At 32.2% G+C, this 15168-nt stretch carries 15 protein-coding genes; 4 read left to right on the forward strand and 11 right to left on the reverse strand.

Translation table 11 applies throughout. The features are described from left to right. Positions 1 to 47: 47 nt before the first annotated feature. The gene (locus VBY68_RS06325) at positions 48 to 1178 is read left to right on the forward strand and encodes a vWA domain-containing protein (RefSeq protein ID WP_415269249.1); all 1131 of its coding nucleotides are present in this window, start codon (positions 48 to 50) and stop codon (positions 1176 to 1178) included. 175 nt (positions 1179 to 1353) lie between these two features. Here the strand turns inward: VBY68_RS06325 and VBY68_RS06330 are convergent, their stop codons facing one another. From VBY68_RS06330 to VBY68_RS06340, 3 genes are read right to left on the reverse strand one after another with little or no spacing between them, the layout of a single operon-like run. Then, positions 1354 to 2148, reverse strand: coding sequence for a glucosaminidase domain-containing protein (locus VBY68_RS06330; protein ID WP_415269250.1), 795 nt, complete (start codon positions 2146 to 2148; stop codon positions 1354 to 1356). Continuing rightward, positions 2148 to 3089: a 1-aminocyclopropane-1-carboxylate deaminase/D-cysteine desulfhydrase gene (locus VBY68_RS06335; protein WP_415269251.1), complete on the reverse strand. Its 942-nt coding sequence runs from the start codon at positions 3087 to 3089 to the stop codon at positions 2148 to 2150. Before VBY68_RS06335 ends, VBY68_RS06330 begins: the two co-directional genes overlap by 1 nt. A gap of 30 nt (positions 3090 to 3119) precedes the next feature. Beyond that, entirely contained in the window at positions 3120 to 3983 is an 864-nt protein-coding gene (locus VBY68_RS06340; protein ID WP_415269252.1) for a winged helix-turn-helix domain-containing protein, read from the reverse strand. A 365-nt stretch (positions 3984 to 4348) separates the two neighbouring features. On the opposite strand from VBY68_RS06340, the gene VBY68_RS06345 reads away from it, so the two are divergent. Then, complete coding sequence (locus tag VBY68_RS06345) at positions 4349 to 4741, forward strand: SMI1/KNR4 family protein (protein ID WP_121146120.1); 393 nt, start codon at positions 4349 to 4351, stop codon at positions 4739 to 4741. A gap of 141 nt (positions 4742 to 4882) precedes the next feature. Then, on the forward strand, positions 4883 to 5290 hold the full coding sequence (locus VBY68_RS06350) for a hypothetical protein (protein WP_415269253.1): 408 nt from the start codon (positions 4883 to 4885) through the stop codon (positions 5288 to 5290). An 83-nt stretch (positions 5291 to 5373) separates the two neighbouring features. Here the strand turns inward: VBY68_RS06350 and VBY68_RS06355 are convergent, their stop codons facing one another. Next, the gene (locus VBY68_RS06355; RefSeq protein WP_415269254.1) at positions 5374 to 7290 is read right to left on the reverse strand and encodes an ABC-F family ATP-binding cassette domain-containing protein; all 1917 of its coding nucleotides are present in this window, start codon (positions 7288 to 7290) and stop codon (positions 5374 to 5376) included. Positions 7291 to 7409: 119 nt separating this feature from the next. Here VBY68_RS06355 and VBY68_RS06360 point away from each other — a divergent pair, with 119 nt between their 5' ends. Continuing rightward, on the forward strand, positions 7410 to 7805 hold the full coding sequence (locus VBY68_RS06360) for a DUF983 domain-containing protein (RefSeq protein ID WP_099215904.1): 396 nt from the start codon (positions 7410 to 7412) through the stop codon (positions 7803 to 7805). Between the two features lie 64 nt (positions 7806 to 7869). Here the strand turns inward: VBY68_RS06360 and VBY68_RS06365 are convergent, their stop codons facing one another. From VBY68_RS06365 to VBY68_RS06395, 7 genes are all read right to left on the reverse strand, one after another. Then, a complete protein-coding gene (locus VBY68_RS06365; RefSeq protein WP_415269255.1) occupies positions 7870 to 8919 on the reverse strand; it encodes an NAD(P)/FAD-dependent oxidoreductase in 1050 nt (349 codons plus the stop codon). A 73-nt stretch (positions 8920 to 8992) separates the two neighbouring features. Then, positions 8993 to 9184: a hypothetical protein gene (locus VBY68_RS06370; RefSeq protein WP_415269256.1), complete on the reverse strand. Its 192-nt coding sequence runs from the start codon at positions 9182 to 9184 to the stop codon at positions 8993 to 8995. 160 nt (positions 9185 to 9344) lie between these two features. Beyond that, positions 9345 to 10205, reverse strand: a complete 861-nt coding sequence (porN, locus tag VBY68_RS06375; protein WP_415269257.1) for a type IX secretion system ring subunit PorN/GldN — start codon at positions 10203 to 10205, stop codon at positions 9345 to 9347. A gap of 19 nt (positions 10206 to 10224) precedes the next feature. Then, positions 10225 to 11760 carry a type IX secretion system motor protein PorM/GldM gene (gene porM / locus VBY68_RS06380; protein WP_415269258.1) on the reverse strand — a complete coding sequence of 512 codons (1536 nt, stop codon included), beginning with the start codon at positions 11758 to 11760 and terminating at the stop codon, positions 10225 to 10227. Positions 11761 to 11803: 43 nt separating this feature from the next. Further along, entirely contained in the window at positions 11804 to 12445 is a 642-nt protein-coding gene (porL, locus tag VBY68_RS06385; RefSeq protein WP_099215900.1) for a type IX secretion system motor protein PorL/GldL, read from the reverse strand. A 50-nt stretch (positions 12446 to 12495) separates the two neighbouring features. Beyond that, on the reverse strand, positions 12496 to 13875 hold the full coding sequence (gene porK / locus VBY68_RS06390; RefSeq protein ID WP_099215899.1) for a T9SS ring complex lipoprotein PorK/GldK: 1380 nt from the start codon (positions 13873 to 13875) through the stop codon (positions 12496 to 12498). Positions 13876 to 13971: 96 nt separating this feature from the next. Further along, complete coding sequence (locus tag VBY68_RS06395; RefSeq protein ID WP_415269259.1) at positions 13972 to 15132, reverse strand: formimidoylglutamase; 1161 nt, start codon at positions 15130 to 15132, stop codon at positions 13972 to 13974. Positions 15133 to 15168 lie beyond the last annotated feature (36 nt).

The following is a 15168-nucleotide window of genomic DNA, read 5'->3' on the forward strand; positions in this document are numbered from 1 at the left end:
AACACCAATCAAACTTTTTACCCAATTAATAACTTAAAACAAAAATTATGAAAACGCACGCATTCAAAGTATTTTTCTTTTGCTTAGTACTACTAACAACAACTACGTTTGCTAATGAAAATCAACGTACAAGAAAAGTAAAAAAACAAACCGTTAAAGTTGCATTATTACTAGATACAAGTAATAGTATGGATGGACTTATCAATCAGGCAAAAGCACAATTATGGGAAATTGTAAACGAACTATCGTATGCTAAATGTAACGGTACCACACCTAACTTAGAAATAGCTTTGTACGAATATGGAAACTCAAATTTATCTTCTAGAGAAGGTTATATCCGACAAGTTTTACAGTTTACTAGTGATTTAGATGAGATTTCTGAGCATCTTTTTTCTTTGAGTACTAATGGTGGTAGCGAATATTGTGGTCAAGTAATACAAACGTCACTAGACGAATTAGATTGGGGAGCTAATAAACGTGATTTAAAAATGATTTTTATTGCAGGAAATGAACCATTTACTCAAGGAAAAATTAATTACAGAGATGCTATTACAAATGCTAAAGAAAAAGATGTTACCATAAATACTATTTTTTGTGGTGATTATAACCAAGGTATTACTGGAAGATGGCAAGACGGAGCTATTTATGGCGGTGGTGATTATATGACTATTAATCAAAACAAACACATTGTACATATTGTAACTCCATATGATAACGATATTATTATTTTAAACAAACGTTTAAATGACACTTACATTCACTATGGTTCTTATGGATATTCTAAATATAGTAATCAAGCTAAACAAGATATGAATGCTGAAAGTTTAGATGAAGCTGTGGTAGTTAAACGTGCTGTAACTAAAAGTTCTAAACTATATAAGAATGCAGAATGGGATTTGGTGGATGCTTCAGAGGAAAAAGAAATTGATTATAGCTCTTTAAAAAAGAAACAACTTCCTAAACAGTTACAAAACAAATCTGCCAAGGAAATTAAAGTGTATGTTGAAAAGAAACGTAAAGAACGTGCTGAAATTCAGCAAAAAATTCAAGAGTTAAATAAAAAAAGAAAGTCTTATGTAGCAAAAAAACAACGCGAAAGTTCTAAAAAAAATGAATTAGAAAGTGTTATGATTAAGGCTATCAAAAAACAAGCAAAAAAGAAAAATTACTCTTGGTAGTTTTGATTGGGGTTTGGTTAAGTTGAAGCGGAGTTTTACTCCGCTTTTTTACGTCGTCATTCCTACCAACGAGAGGAATCTCATTCAAAGAAACAGTAAATATTTTTAATAAACAGAATCAAAGCCCTTCAGATTTCTCACTTCCGTTACATTACAGTTCGAAATGACATTTCGTTTATTTTACTAGCAAATCTTGACCAATACTAATGTTATTGTCACTTAGTCCATTTACTTCTTTTAATCGTTGTACCGAAATATTATATCGTCTCGATATAGAATACAACGTATCTCCTTTTTGAACTTTATGAGAACTTGTTTTATAAGTTGGTGTTTTCGCTGCTAGAGAACCATCTCGTCTTACTCTATCGTATTTATCTAGATTGTACTTTCTAATAATAGATATTAATTTTTGAGGATATTTTCTGTCCGTTGCATATCCTGCTCTTTTTAACCCATAAGCCCAACCTTTGTAATCGGTATGTCTCAACCTGAATAAGCTTGCATACCTTTTACGAGTTAATAAAAACTGAGAGTGATCTTCATACGATGTTTCTGGATATTTATATTTTCTAAAACACTCTCCTTTTTCATCATCATCATGAGTTACACTATGCCCTTGCCAACCTCTATGACATTTGATTCCAAAATGATTGTTTGATCTAAGAGCTAATGCACTTCTACCACTTCCTGATTCTAATACCCCTTGTGCTAAGGTGATACTAGCAGGAATACCATGTTCGTGCATTTTCTTAACCGCAATTGGCGCAAATTTTTGAATATATGCTTCGGTATGATTTGTAGTAGTTGATATTGGTTTTTGTATTTGCTCTAACTGTGGTAACTCAGGCATTTTTTCTTCTCTAGGTTCTAAAACCACCTCATTTGGTGTACTTTTTACTACATTTTTACCTGATCCACAACTTGTCAATATTACAGCATACACTGCTAAAAAAACTACCTTTATCCTCATTAAACCTTTATTAACTCTTGATTTTTATTCTTTAATTTTTGATTTACTCCTGCAATTCCTTGTAAACCTCCTGTATGAATTGCAAGTATTTTACTATTTTTCGGAAATGTGTCTTTTGCTACCAAATCCAATATTCCGAATAACATTTTTCCTGTGTAAATTGGATCTGACGGGATATTCGTCTGCTCTTTAAATTCGTTTATAAAACGAATCAATTCCGGAGTATATTTTCCGTAGCCTCCAAAATGATACTCATTTTGTAAGCTCCAATACTCATTCTTGTTTATAAAAGGTTTGATTTCATCTACTAAAAAATCACCTTTTAATGCAGGAAACCCTATTATTTTTTGATGTTTTTTAGCTGAATTTATCAATCCTGAAATTGTTCCGCCAGTACCTACTGCACAACAAATATAATCGAATTTTTCATCTTCATTTGTTAAAATCTCTTCACAGCCTTGTACCGCTAATGCATTCGTTCCTCCTTCTGGAACCAAATAAAAATTACCAAACTCATTTTTTAACTCATTGATGAATTCTTCGGAAGTTTTGTTTCGGTAGGTTTCTCTTGTAACAAACTTAAACTGCATACCATTCTCATATGCCTTTCTCAAAGTTTCATTTTGAGAAAGGGTCTTAACTAAGTCTTTACCTAGTTCATCTCCTCTAATAATTCCAATAGTTTTAAACCCTGCTATTTTCCCTGCGGATGCAGTAGCTGCAATATGATTAGAATAAGCACCTCCAAAGGTTAATAAAACCTCTTTTTCTTGTCGTTTTGCCTCTTCAATATTGTATTTGAGTTTCCTAAATTTATTTCCCGAAACAAACGGATGAATAGTATCTTCCCGCTTTACAAAAAGCTCAACTCCTTTTGTTTTTAAAATAGGTAAATGAATTTGTTCATTCTCTGGTATGGGAATTTCTAGTTGAAACAGCATTTTAAAAAGTTATCAACGCAAAAATAAGCTTTAATCTATTTCAAGTTTATATCCTACTCCATGAATGTTGGTTATTTTTATAGAAGTATCGTCTTTTAGCTTTTTACGAAGTTTAGAGATATACGTATCTAAACTTCTTCCGACTACTACCCCGTTATCTTCCCAAACTCTTTTGGTTAACTCTTCACGTTTTATAATTTCGTTAGGTTTACTGATAAGAATTTCTAACAACTCACATTCTTTTTTAGATAAACTAATTTCTACAGCTTGTTTTACTAATTTGTTTTGCTCTGGGTAAAACTCAAAAATCCCTAAGCTTACTACGTTCGTCAAATTATTAGTTTTTGCTGTTTTATTTTTCCTCTTTTTTTGAAACACAAAACCTACAAGTACAGCTATTAAAACCAGTAATCCATAAAAAATAAACTGATTATTATTTGACGTGCTTATTTTAAGAAATTGAACTTCTATAAAATAACAGTTAGTAGGCAACACCCTTCCTTTACAAGGGATTATTGCTTTTTCTTCTTTTTTCTGCATTTCGTAGCTATACACTACCTCTTCATCATCACAATTTTTAACCTCTAGAATGTAATTTGTTGGAAAACTTGACTTTTTAAAACTCCTATTCACTAAAGTTACCAAACCATCTGGTTCAATCTTCAAGTTATTTTGAAAACTTAGCTTAAAGGTTGATTCACTCAACTGTTGTACAGGTAAAACTAATGAGGTAGTATCTGCGTTACTTAGCAATAACTGGTGTCCTACATTTCGAAGTGAAACTTTTACGCGTTCTGAAAGATTTTCATTGGTTGTACACGAAGTAAACAAGATTATTACAGTAAATAGGGATAATCCTATTTTGGATATTATTAAATTAAAGTTCTTACTCATACTATCTACAAATATCCTACTTTTCAATTGCTTTAAACAAGAGTTGACATTTCTTTTACACTTTTTTGACATTTTTTATCTCTCGTCATTGCGACCAGAGGGAAAACACTTACTGTCATTTCGACTGCAAGGAGAAATCTCATTAATAAAAGTAACTCACAACCTTAAGATTTCTCAGTAGCTCATAAAATCGCTTATTCGAAATGACATTATTTTACTATATTGAAACTCGAAAATTGAAATGAATAAAATTGCTGAAATCTTATTTTTATCATCTGTGAAAATCGGGATAACAATACTTTTAGTTCTTTTATGACATGTTGTGTGTAATTCAGTAATTCTCAAAATAAAAAAAATAATTTAAAATGCCATTTGACTTAGACGAAAAATATATTAGAGAGACTGAATCAGAATTAAACGTAAAATTCCCGTCTGAATTTAAAAACCGAATGATTAAATTAAATGGAGGCGAATTAGTTACAGACGAATTTGAATTTGAACTATATCCTTTTTTTGACAAATCTGACCGAAAAAGAATAAGTCGGACTTGTAATCACATTGCACTCGAAACAAAAAACGCTCGTGAATGGAATGGATTTCCTAAAAATGGAATTGTTATCGGGTTCGACGGATTTGGAAATCTAATAATCTTGACTCATAGTGGAAACGGAATTTTGACTGACGAAATTCACTTTTGGAACCATGAAATCGGACAAGTAGAAAAAATAGCGGAATCTATAACTGAATTGGATGGATAAAAACTATGCACAACAAAGTGTATTAAAAGATCAGTTAACTCCATTATTAATAGAAAGCAACGAAATTACAATTGAATAATAGCATTTGCTAAATTAGGTGCTTAAAACACTAAAAAAACTTTATTGATAATATCTAAAACTATGGAAGATTTTTGTTGGAGATGTGGAACTCCCCTAATATTTTTATTAAACTCAAATAATATTCTTTCGAGCGAGTGTAAAAAATGTGGTCAAGGATATGGAAAATTGAAAGGTAAATCTTTAATTGAAAGTAGACTAGACTCTTCTTTCTCCCACCCTCTATATCATATAATTTTTGAAAAAGAAAAAGTATCTCAAGAAAAAGTTAATCGAATTGCTTTGGCTTTTGCTCAACACGACAAAAGGTATCTTGAAATATTTATTAAAGATATAGAAGATGAATTAACTACACCTAAACGGAAACTATCTGATTTCCATAATTTATATGGGACTGAGGAAATAGCTAGAGATTATCTTTGTCGATTATCTAAAGAAATCAAATACTTACTGGAACAGAAAATAAAATAACTACTTATAACAATCCAAAAAAACATTGCTTTGGTTTTCTTACTTAGAATATATTCAAATTAAGTATATAAGTAAATCACCTTCTAAAACCCAGCAACCTGCTCCTCTATTTGCTCCCATTCTTCCATCAGTTCGTCTACTTTTGCTTTTTTAGCTTTGTAGTTTTCAAAGAAATTAGGACGTGAAGACACTTCATCATAGTTTTGAGCTAACTCTAAATCTATTTTTTCAATTTCAGCTTCTAAATCTGCGATTTGAGTTTCAATTTTATTCAGCCTATTTTTTAACTTTTTAAGTTCCTTTTCTTGTTCTTTAGATAGTTGATAAGCTTCTTTTTTAGAAGTATCTTTTTCTTCTTTTACCACGGTTCTTTTTTCAGCATCACGCAGGCTTTCCATTTTGTGTTGCTCTAAGAAATAATCAATATCACCTAAATATTCTTTTATTTCTCGGTCTTTAAATCCGTAAACCGTAGTGGTTAATCCTTGTAAGAAATCACGGTCGTGAGATACAACGATTAAGGTTCCCTCAAAATTTTGTAGTGCTTTTTTCAATACATTTTTTGAGGCAATATCTAAGTGGTTGGTAGGCTCATCCATTATCAACACATTGAATGGTGATAGTAATAACTTACACAATGCCAAACGATTTCGTTCACCTCCTGAAAGTACTTTCGCTTTTTTATCTACTGCTTCTCCACCAAACAAAAACGAACCTAACATATCTCGCACACGCATTCTATTGCTATCGGTAGCAGCATCCTCCATGATTTCCAATACAGTCTTTTCAGGTGGTAATTCTTCAGATTGATTCTGAGCAAAATATCCTATTTCTACATTATGTCCTAGCTTTAAGTTTCCTTCAAACGGAATTTCTCCTACCATCATTTTAGCTAAGGTAGATTTCCCTTGTCCGTTTTGACCTACAAAAGCAATTCTACTATTACGCTCAATCAATAAATTAACATCCTTCAACACTTCTTTTTCGCCGTAACTCTTAGATAGGTTTTCAGCTTCTACAATAATTTTACCTGGCTCTTTCGAAATAGCAAAACGAACATTCATTACCGCGTTATCGTCCTGATCTACTTCAATACGTTCAACTTTCTCTAGCTTTTTAATGAGGGATTGTGCCATGGAAGCTTTACTTGCCTTTGCACGGAATTTCTCAATTAACTTTTCAGTATGTTCTATTTCTTTTTGTTGATTTTTCTGTGTCTGCAACTGCTTTTCTTTAATTTCAGCTCGCAGTTTTAAAAACTCAGAATACGGCTTTTTATAATCGTAAATCTGTCCTAACGAAATTTCTATCGTACGATTAGTTACGTTATCTAAAAACATTTTATCATGCGATACCAATACGATAGCTCCTGCATAATTTTTTAAGAAGTTCTCTAACCAAATAATAGATTCAATATCTAAGTGGTTAGTAGGCTCATCGAGTAATAAAATATCGTTGTTTTGTAAAAGTAGTTTTGCTAACTCAATACGCATACGCCAACCTCCAGAGAAAGTATCAGTCAACTTATTAAAATCTTCTCGTTGAAATCCTAATCCTTGTAAAATCTTTTCGGTTTCTCCTTGATAGTTGTATCCTCCTAATAATTCGTAACGTTCAGTTTTTTCGTTTAAATCTATAATTAGCTGATTATATGCTTCACTTTCATAATCAGTTCTTTCAGCTAATTGCCTATTTATCTCATCTAACTCTAACTCAATTTCTTTAATTTCAGTAAATGCTTGATAGGCTTCTTCTAAAATAGTTCTTCCGTGTACAAAATCAATATCCTGACGTAAAAAACCAATACGAACATCTTTATCAAACGCTAAGGTTCCTCCACTACTCTCTATATCTTTAGAAAGCACTTTTAATAAAGTAGATTTTCCAGCTCCATTTTTACCTATTAATCCTATTCTGTCTCCTTTAATTAATTTAAAGGTGATTCCTGAGAACAAGTCTGTTCCCATAAATGAAACTGATACGTCGTGTACGTTTAACATATTTTTAGAAAATTACTTTGATTTTGTAACTAGAGTTACAAACAAGAGTTTTATTTTTGTTGAAATTTGTGCAAACTTACAAAAAGCAAATAGTTAATTGAACTTAATACCCAGAAGAAATGTTTGGAAAAGGGAGTAAATTATATAGTATTTTAAATAGTAAATGCCCTCGTTGTCATGAAGGTGAGTTTTTTAAATACAAACTTAACTTCAATCCTAAAAAAGTCACTACTTTGCACGAAAACTGCCCAAAATGCAACTTAAAATACATGATGGAACCTTCTTTTTTCTTTGGTGCCATGTATGTAAATTATGCTCTTGCTGTGGCTCTTTTTGTTGCTATTTTTATTATTGCTAAAGTTTTTATTGGCTTATCTATTTTACATAGTTTTATAGCTATTATAGTTATATCTTTAATTTTAACTCCTATTACTCTAAGACTTTCTAGAATTATTTGGATTAATATTTTTGTGAGTTACAAAAAAGACGCTAAAGAATTACAGTCAGAAAAATAAACTATTTTAGGAATAAGCTTTTAGCTTCTGGTTCCTTAAAAGTATAACAATATAAAAAGGTTCGCTATTCAGCGAACCTTTTTATATTTATTTCTTTGTCTAGCTCTTCGTTGTTTTCAAGATGATTAAACAAGTTTTCAGCAACAGTTGGTGCAATCATCACACCTCTTGTCCCTAAACCGTTTAAAACGGCTAATTTTGGGTATTCTGGATGTTTTCCTACTAAGGGTCTTCTATCTTTTACTGTAGGTCGAATTCCTGCTGATTGTTCTATAACGGTATGCGGAACTGATATTATTTTTTGTAGTTTTTCTTCAAGTTCCTTTCTACCTTCTTCTGTTGGAACTGATGTTTTGTCTGTCCAATTAAAAGTGGCTCCTACTTTGTAAGTATCATTACCTAATGGCATTACAAAAACACTTCCTTTTAATAAAAAATCTATTTGCAGTTCAGGAGCATGAATTGTTATCGTTTCTCCTTTAGTTCCATTCAAAGGTAAATAATTAAAAAATGGATTTTTCTTTAACCCAAATCCTTCACTAAACACAACTCTTTTTGCTGTGATATTATCATAACTAACTTTATCTTCCTGAATATTTAGTTTTGAATAGTCAAAAGCTTGTTCTACGAGACTTTTTAACGACTTGATATATTCTTTATAGGATCTCACTAACAAAGGCGTGTCAACCCTTCCTGTACCCTTAAGTTCTCCAAAACCATAATCTCCTATAATTCCATTTATCTTTTCTTTTGAAATTTTTGGATTCATGTAGTAAGACAACATTAGTTTATCCGATGCTATAAACCAATTATTTTCATCTCCTACACTGGTAAATACTTTTTTTGTGGTAAACTTATAGTCTAAGGTAACTTGTAACTTATCTTCTAATTCTTTATAAAAAGGGACTGCTTTTTGTAGTTGTTCATGCCCATTCCAAACCGGTGTAAACCTTTTTAAAATTACAGGATTATATACTCCACCAGCAACTACAGAAGAAACTTGTGAGTCGTTTTCAAAAACTATAAAGCTTTTATTATTTTTAATTAATTGTTCTACAAAAGCTATTCCTGATAAGCCTAAACCTACAATGATATAATCTACCTCTTTATTCATAGTTCAAAAGTACTATTATTACAACAAAAAAGAGCTTGCAATGCAAGCTCTTCATTTATTTTTTACTATTGGGTTAACTAGCTCTCCATTCATCACAATAATCCCAACACGCTTTTACACTCTTGTGTGAAGGGTGATGTAATGGTGGATGATAATCTGCTCCTCCTTCTGGGTCTGTACATGAACACCCTTTTCCTTTAATAGCATTTAAGTTTGATTTAGATAACTTAGATACTCCTTCTAATTCTAGAATTTTTCCTATCATAATATATAAATTTTTAAATTATAAGCTAATATATTCTCTTTCCTTTAAAAACACAACAATTATATTTATTTTTTCTTAATATCACGTAATTTATAATTAAGAAAAAAGAGAGCTTGTATTGCAAGCTCTCTTTTTTTATTAGATAATGAAATAAATATTTTTAATAATTCCACATATCCATTTCTCTATTACGGATACCTTCTTTAATTCTGTTTGCTTCTAATAATTGGAATAAAGAGTTTCCACGAACATAATCTTTTATAGATCTATCTCCATAAATGTTCTCTTCTTTTAAAATAGTTGAATTAAAGCGTCTTGCATTTAACAAGTTATCATAAGAAAGCGGTTGTGCTGAATTTTCTGGGTTGAATACTTTTGATTCGTGCAACGTTTGTCTTGCAGCTGGGAAAAACACCCAAAATAGCTCATAGACACTTTCACTATCATCAATTTCTTCTACTCCCATTACCTGTACATCTGGTCCCATAGGTGCTAATGCTAATAAACGATACTTTAATTCTCCTTGACGTTTATCAAAGTACCAAATACCTTTTAACATATAACCTTTGATATCTTCAGCTTTCACATAGTATTCGTCTATATAATCTCCATTCTGACGTTCATTGTACGTCATCATTTTAACCTCTTCCAATCCTATTTTAGTAGTAAAGTAAGAGTCATTATAAACCTCTTTTATTTCACCATTTTTAATACCTTTTAAAAGGGTATGAAATAAAGAGCGTCTTGTTAACCCAGCATTCATAGTATCAATTGGGTAGTAATAAGGAAGATTTATCTTTTGGTTTAAATCCACATACTCCCACACCACTTTAGACCACAACACATCTCTATCACTAATATAGCCATAAGGAAGTGGTTTGTCATCTTCTGAAGCGATTTGAGCTTCAGATTTAACTCCAATTTCATCTACCTTTTTAGCATTTAAAAGGTTAGCTTGTGCATTTGCATAGCTTGTTGCCGCAAATGCGAATAAAACCATATAAAAACGCTTCCAATTCATACTTTCTTGTTTTTACTTATTAATTTGTAATTTCAATACTAACAGGCAATACCTTTTTAATTCTATAGTTAGAACCTGATACTGATGCTTTAATATCAAAAATAGTAATTACATCATTTCTTCTTGCCTTATTAATCGCTGCTTTAGCTCTGTTTGTCATAGATCTTCCTGTAATTGGAATAGCTACTTGTCCAGGCACCTTTATTTTAAAACTAGAAACATTAAGTTTTAAATCGAATAAGAAATCAGGTAAACCTGCAGCTACACTTACTCTACCAACACTTGCTTTAGGCATTTTTACAGTACCATATTGACCTCTTACCATACCTACAGCTGGTGGTATATCTTTAATTCTAAATTTCTTAACAGAACGTACACCTTTTGATGCTCCTGTTGGGGTTCCAGTAACTACAATGTTTACTTCACTACCTTTCCCTGGGTTCATTACATATTTATCTCCTTTAACTCTTCTTAAACCAGGTGCTTTTGCAGATATTTTGTTTCCAGGAACACCAGGAATAGAAATTGTCATTGGGTTAGATAAACCACGATATACTACATTCATTTTATCCGCAGCTACTAAAGCTTCATTTGGTCTAGGGATTACGGCATAAGCTCCTTTGATATCTATCTTTACAATAGAATCTCCTTCTTTGAATTGGAACTCACCTTTTAACTCCTTATCTCCAACATTTCCAGCTGGACCGTCTAAAATAACTTGTCCTGCTTGAATTTTTTCTTGCTCAACTTCTTTATCGTTAATAATAACTTTCTCTGCAGTTAAGTTAGGGTCTTTTTTTCCTAATACAATTCTACCTGATAAGTTTTCTCCTGGATAATAAGCACTCTTATCAAAAACAACCATTGCTTCATACTTGGTCATAGATACCGCACTTTGTAACTCTCCTTGTAATAAAGCTGTTAAAGCATCTGATTCAGTCGCTTTAATATCTGCTTGGATTTGAGTTAACTTAGTTAAAGATGCAATCAAAGGAAATCCTTCAAAATGATATTTTAACCAGTCGATTTTCTTACCGTCTTTATTTTCTACTTTGTCAGTATTAAAACGAGCAGCTATAACACCTGCTACTTCTGTACCTTCTAAAGCAGTTACTGCATCATTTCTGAAAGCATCTATCTTAGCAACAAATTCTTGTCCTTTTTTTGATATTTTACCTCCTTTAAAGATTAACTCATCTAAAAACTTAGACTTATCCATTGTTTCATATGCTTGTTTGTCTTCTAAATCACCAGTCATTTGGCTCTTTAAATCTCCTACATAAGCATATAATTCATCTGCAGCTACTTTTAACTTATCAGTTTTCTCTTTAGCTTCACCATACTGTTTAGCTTGTTCTGCTGCTTTTTGAGCTAACGTTTCGTAAGCTGTTTTATTTTTCTCAGTTGCCTTTTCGTTTGCTACTGTTAACTTTTCATTCATTAATCCAAAGGCTGATAATACCTCTTTACTCATGTTCATTGCTAACATTGCAATAAACACTAAGTACATAAGGTTAATCATCTTCTGCCTTGGTGATAGTTGTCCTCCTGCCATATTAATTAGTTTCTTTAGTTAATAAATTAGATAAACTAATTAATTATTTATTAGACATTGCTGTTAACATTCCACCATAAACTCCATTTAATGAAGATAAGTTTGTTGCTAACGACTGCATTTGCTCTTGTAAACGTTGAGAGTTTTCAACCATAGCAGAATTTAAATCAGCTTGCTTACTAGCATTTTCTACTTGTGTTTGATATAAACTGTTTAAAGACTCCATTTGAGCTGCAGCTCTAGACATTTGCTCATTGTAGCTATTAGTTGCTGAAATTGACTGAGAAGCTGAAGCTAATGGCTCTACTGCTCCTTGGAAGTTTTTAATGCTATCTCCTAAACGAGAAACTAATTGAGCATCTAATTTAGCTTCGCTTAAGATATTATCTAACTTTTGAGACAACATGCTTTGCGCTTCTTCTGGAGATGCTTCTTTTCCTTTTTTACTTCCTAATGATTGACCATCTGCTAACTCTGGGTATACTTTTGTCCAATCTAAATCGTCTTCAACTGCTTCAAACGCTGACAACGCGAAAACTGCTGCTTCAACAATCATACCTACCATTAATACTTCATTTCCAAAAGGCCAGTGTAAAATTTTAAATAATGCTCCAATGATAACTACTGCGGCTCCTAAACCGTAAGCCATATTGAACATTTTCTTCGTTGATTTTGATTGTGCCATAATTCTTGATTTTTAAATTTTGGGGATTAATATTTATTCTTGTTTTCTTGTTAATTACTTTTATTAGTACCTAAATAATCTTGTACTGTTCTAAATCCGATATAACTTCTTGCTGTATCTGCATATTCCCAGTCACGAGAACTTACTTCTAAGAAGTATGCTACATCTTTCCAAGATCCTCCACGGATAATCTTTCTTCTATTTTCTTTAATCTCTACGTTAGGGTTCATTGTGGATCCCATATAGTAAGACATTTGGTTATAAGCTGTATTTGTCCATTCAGAAACATTACCTGCCATATTAAACAGTCCGTACTCATTAGGGTTATATGACATAGCTTCAACTGTATATAAAGCACCATCTGCGGCATAATCACCACGAACTGGTTTAAAGTTAGCTAAGAAACACCCTCTATCACTTGTTGTACTTGGTCCACCCCAAGGGTATTTACCATAATCTAGACCTCCACGAGCAGCATATTCCCACTCAGCTTCTGTTGGTAATCTAAATGCTGGAACTAAACCTAATTTTTTTCTTGATCGTTGGAAATTATTCTTTGTTTGAGTTCTCCAGTGACAAAAAGCTTTAGCTTGATTCCAAGTAACTCCAACTACAGGGTAGTTTTCGTATGCTTTATGTCCAAAATACTCTTGGTGCATTGGATCATTATATGAATAATTAAAATCTTTAATCCATACGGTAGTATCTGGGTATACATTAATAACCTCGTCTCTTAAAAAGTCTTTTCTATTCTTACCTGTTCTTGCTGCAGCTTCATTATCGAACCAGTAATATCTATAGTTTAGTAACTTTGTATTAAACGTTCTAATTCCATTTAAGGCCTCATCTTTTTTGATATATAAAGAGTCCATTACTTCTACATAATCTGCATCAGGATAGTCTTGAGAGTCCCAAATCAGTTCCTCTTCCCAATTCAATGGTTTTAATGAATCCAGCCCTTCTCCTAACTCGTAATAATTTTCACGCATGTATTTTTCATACGGAGTTTCATTTACTGTGTCTTTTGATGCAAAAGCATATAATTGAATTCCTTGTGCATTTTTACCTGTATTGGCTGCATCATCTCCACCTAAAGAAGCAAACTCTGCTTGATAAGCTAACTTGGTTCTTGTAATAGAATCTCTTACCCAATGAACAAATGCCTTGTACTCACTATTAGTTATTTCTGTTTCATCCATATAAAATGGCTGTACAGTAACAGTTTTTGTTGGAGCATTCATTGCTCCCATAGGGTCTTCATCCTGTTTACCCATTGTGAAAGATCCTCCTGGAATTTTAGCCATACCATATGGTTTCTCTGCAAACCATTTTCTTTTAGACTTTACTCCTACCAATTCTCCTCTATCTCCACTTGAACCACAAGAGTAGATGATAGATGCTAACAATGCAAGTACTGTTATTTTTTTCATATTATATCTTTCTTATAAAAGAGGCGTAAACCTATTATTTTTTTTATTAAAAAACAATTACGAGTTATTATTTTTTACAGAACATACAACTTTCTCCTAAACAAGCTTTTGCAATGCTTTATACCACCTCTCTGGTGTTTTTTGCTGCAACGCTTGTTCATAATCTCGATAGTTACATGGTATTAACGCATGTCTTTTGTGTTTATTATTCGATATTAAATTTATTTCCATCCACCAACGACCACTTTTATCACTTTTATAAAAGTTTATTGGGTCGTCGTCATTCAAAAGTACCGTGAATTTTTGGTAACTTTCTTTTGTTGCATATGGGTAATCTTTAGCTCTTGAATTCACTCCTTCTATGAAATACCAAATTACTTGAGCTATTAAATTTGCTGTTTGACTATTTGAATCTAACTTACTGTTGTACTCGTATATCCCAAAAGATGTTACTTTATCACTAATTCCTGCATAACGTGCAATAGCACATATTTCCTCTCCATAAAACCCATTAGGTGAGGCATTTTGATTAGCAGGAGCTTCACTTTGTCGAACACTACCTATATCTATACTTACAACATCTGCATCACGCATTATAGGCTCAACCAACGTCACATCTTTCACCTGTCCTAACCTGTAAGCATCAAAATACAATTTATCTAGTAAATTAATTTCTTCTTGTGAGTTAAAGTATGTTTGATAGCCAATATTACTAAAATTAAATAAATTGTTTGGTTCTTCCATAACAATTCTACTCACATATGATCTTGAACTTAGCTCTTCTTCTATAGTACCTAAGTCAAATCGGCTATCTACAGCCACTAAATTAACTGTTTGCTCTAACTCATCATAAGCTCTATAATTCGCGTAAGTTAAATCTTGCCCTCCACCAATTATTACTGGAAGTATATTTTTTTTCAGTAAAGATGCTACTGATGATTTAACCGCAAAATAGGTATCTTCTAAAGTATTACCTTTTTCTATATTTCCTAAGTCTGCTATATGTGTGTACCAATTCCCAGGAAACAGTTGATACAAGTGCTTACGAATTTCATGTAGTTCTTTACCACTACCAAAATTATCTACTGCTCCTCTGTCATCTTTGACCCCTAAAATAGCTATAGAAACTTCTGTTAAGTCTGGAAAACCATCCTGAACAGTATGAAGTTGAATATTTCTTCCTAACGTGGAAGATGACTGTAAAGCCACGTGAGTAGCCACAGAATCTTCAATAGGTGTAAAGAAGTCTATATTCATTATTAAGGGGGAATTTAAGTGTCGCAATATACTAAA

The organism is Tenacibaculum ascidiaceicola (genome assembly GCF_047470925.1).
In the GTDB taxonomy this organism is placed as follows: Bacteria; Bacteroidota; Bacteroidia; order Flavobacteriales; family Flavobacteriaceae; genus Polaribacter; species Polaribacter discolor.

Excerpts from the sequence above, each read along its gene's own strand:
- VBY68_RS06325 (WP_415269249.1), top strand. The coding sequence starts at position 48 with ATGAAAACGCACGCATTCAAAGTATTTTTCTTTTGCTTAGTACTACTA.
- VBY68_RS06360 (WP_099215904.1), top strand. The coding sequence starts at position 7,410 with ATGTTTGGAAAAGGGAGTAAATTATATAGTATTTTAAATAGTAAATGC.
- VBY68_RS06355 (WP_415269254.1), bottom strand. The coding sequence starts at position 7,290 with ATGTTAAACGTACACGACGTATCAGTTTCATTTATGGGAACAGACTTG.
- porN (WP_415269257.1), bottom strand. The coding sequence starts at position 10,205 with ATGAATTGGAAGCGTTTTTATATGGTTTTATTCGCATTTGCGGCAACA.
- porM (WP_415269258.1), bottom strand. The coding sequence starts at position 11,760 with ATGGCAGGAGGACAACTATCACCAAGGCAGAAGATGATTAACCTTATG.
- VBY68_RS06365 (WP_415269255.1), bottom strand. The coding sequence starts at position 8,919 with ATGAATAAAGAGGTAGATTATATCATTGTAGGTTTAGGCTTATCAGGA.
- VBY68_RS06370 (WP_415269256.1), bottom strand. The coding sequence starts at position 9,184 with ATGATAGGAAAAATTCTAGAATTAGAAGGAGTATCTAAGTTATCTAAA.
- porL (WP_099215900.1), bottom strand. The coding sequence starts at position 12,445 with ATGGCACAATCAAAATCAACGAAGAAAATGTTCAATATGGCTTACGGT.
- VBY68_RS06335 (WP_415269251.1), bottom strand. The coding sequence starts at position 3,089 with ATGCTGTTTCAACTAGAAATTCCCATACCAGAGAATGAACAAATTCAT.
- VBY68_RS06330 (WP_415269250.1), bottom strand. The coding sequence starts at position 2,148 with ATGAGGATAAAGGTAGTTTTTTTAGCAGTGTATGCTGTAATATTGACA.
- VBY68_RS06345 (WP_121146120.1), top strand. The coding sequence starts at position 4,349 with ATGCCATTTGACTTAGACGAAAAATATATTAGAGAGACTGAATCAGAA.
- porK (WP_099215899.1), bottom strand. The coding sequence starts at position 13,875 with ATGAAAAAAATAACAGTACTTGCATTGTTAGCATCTATCATCTACTCT.
- VBY68_RS06340 (WP_415269252.1), bottom strand. The coding sequence starts at position 3,983 with ATGAGTAAGAACTTTAATTTAATAATATCCAAAATAGGATTATCCCTA.
- VBY68_RS06395 (WP_415269259.1), bottom strand. The coding sequence starts at position 15,132 with ATGAATATAGACTTCTTTACACCTATTGAAGATTCTGTGGCTACTCAC.
- VBY68_RS06350 (WP_415269253.1), top strand. The coding sequence starts at position 4,883 with ATGGAAGATTTTTGTTGGAGATGTGGAACTCCCCTAATATTTTTATTA.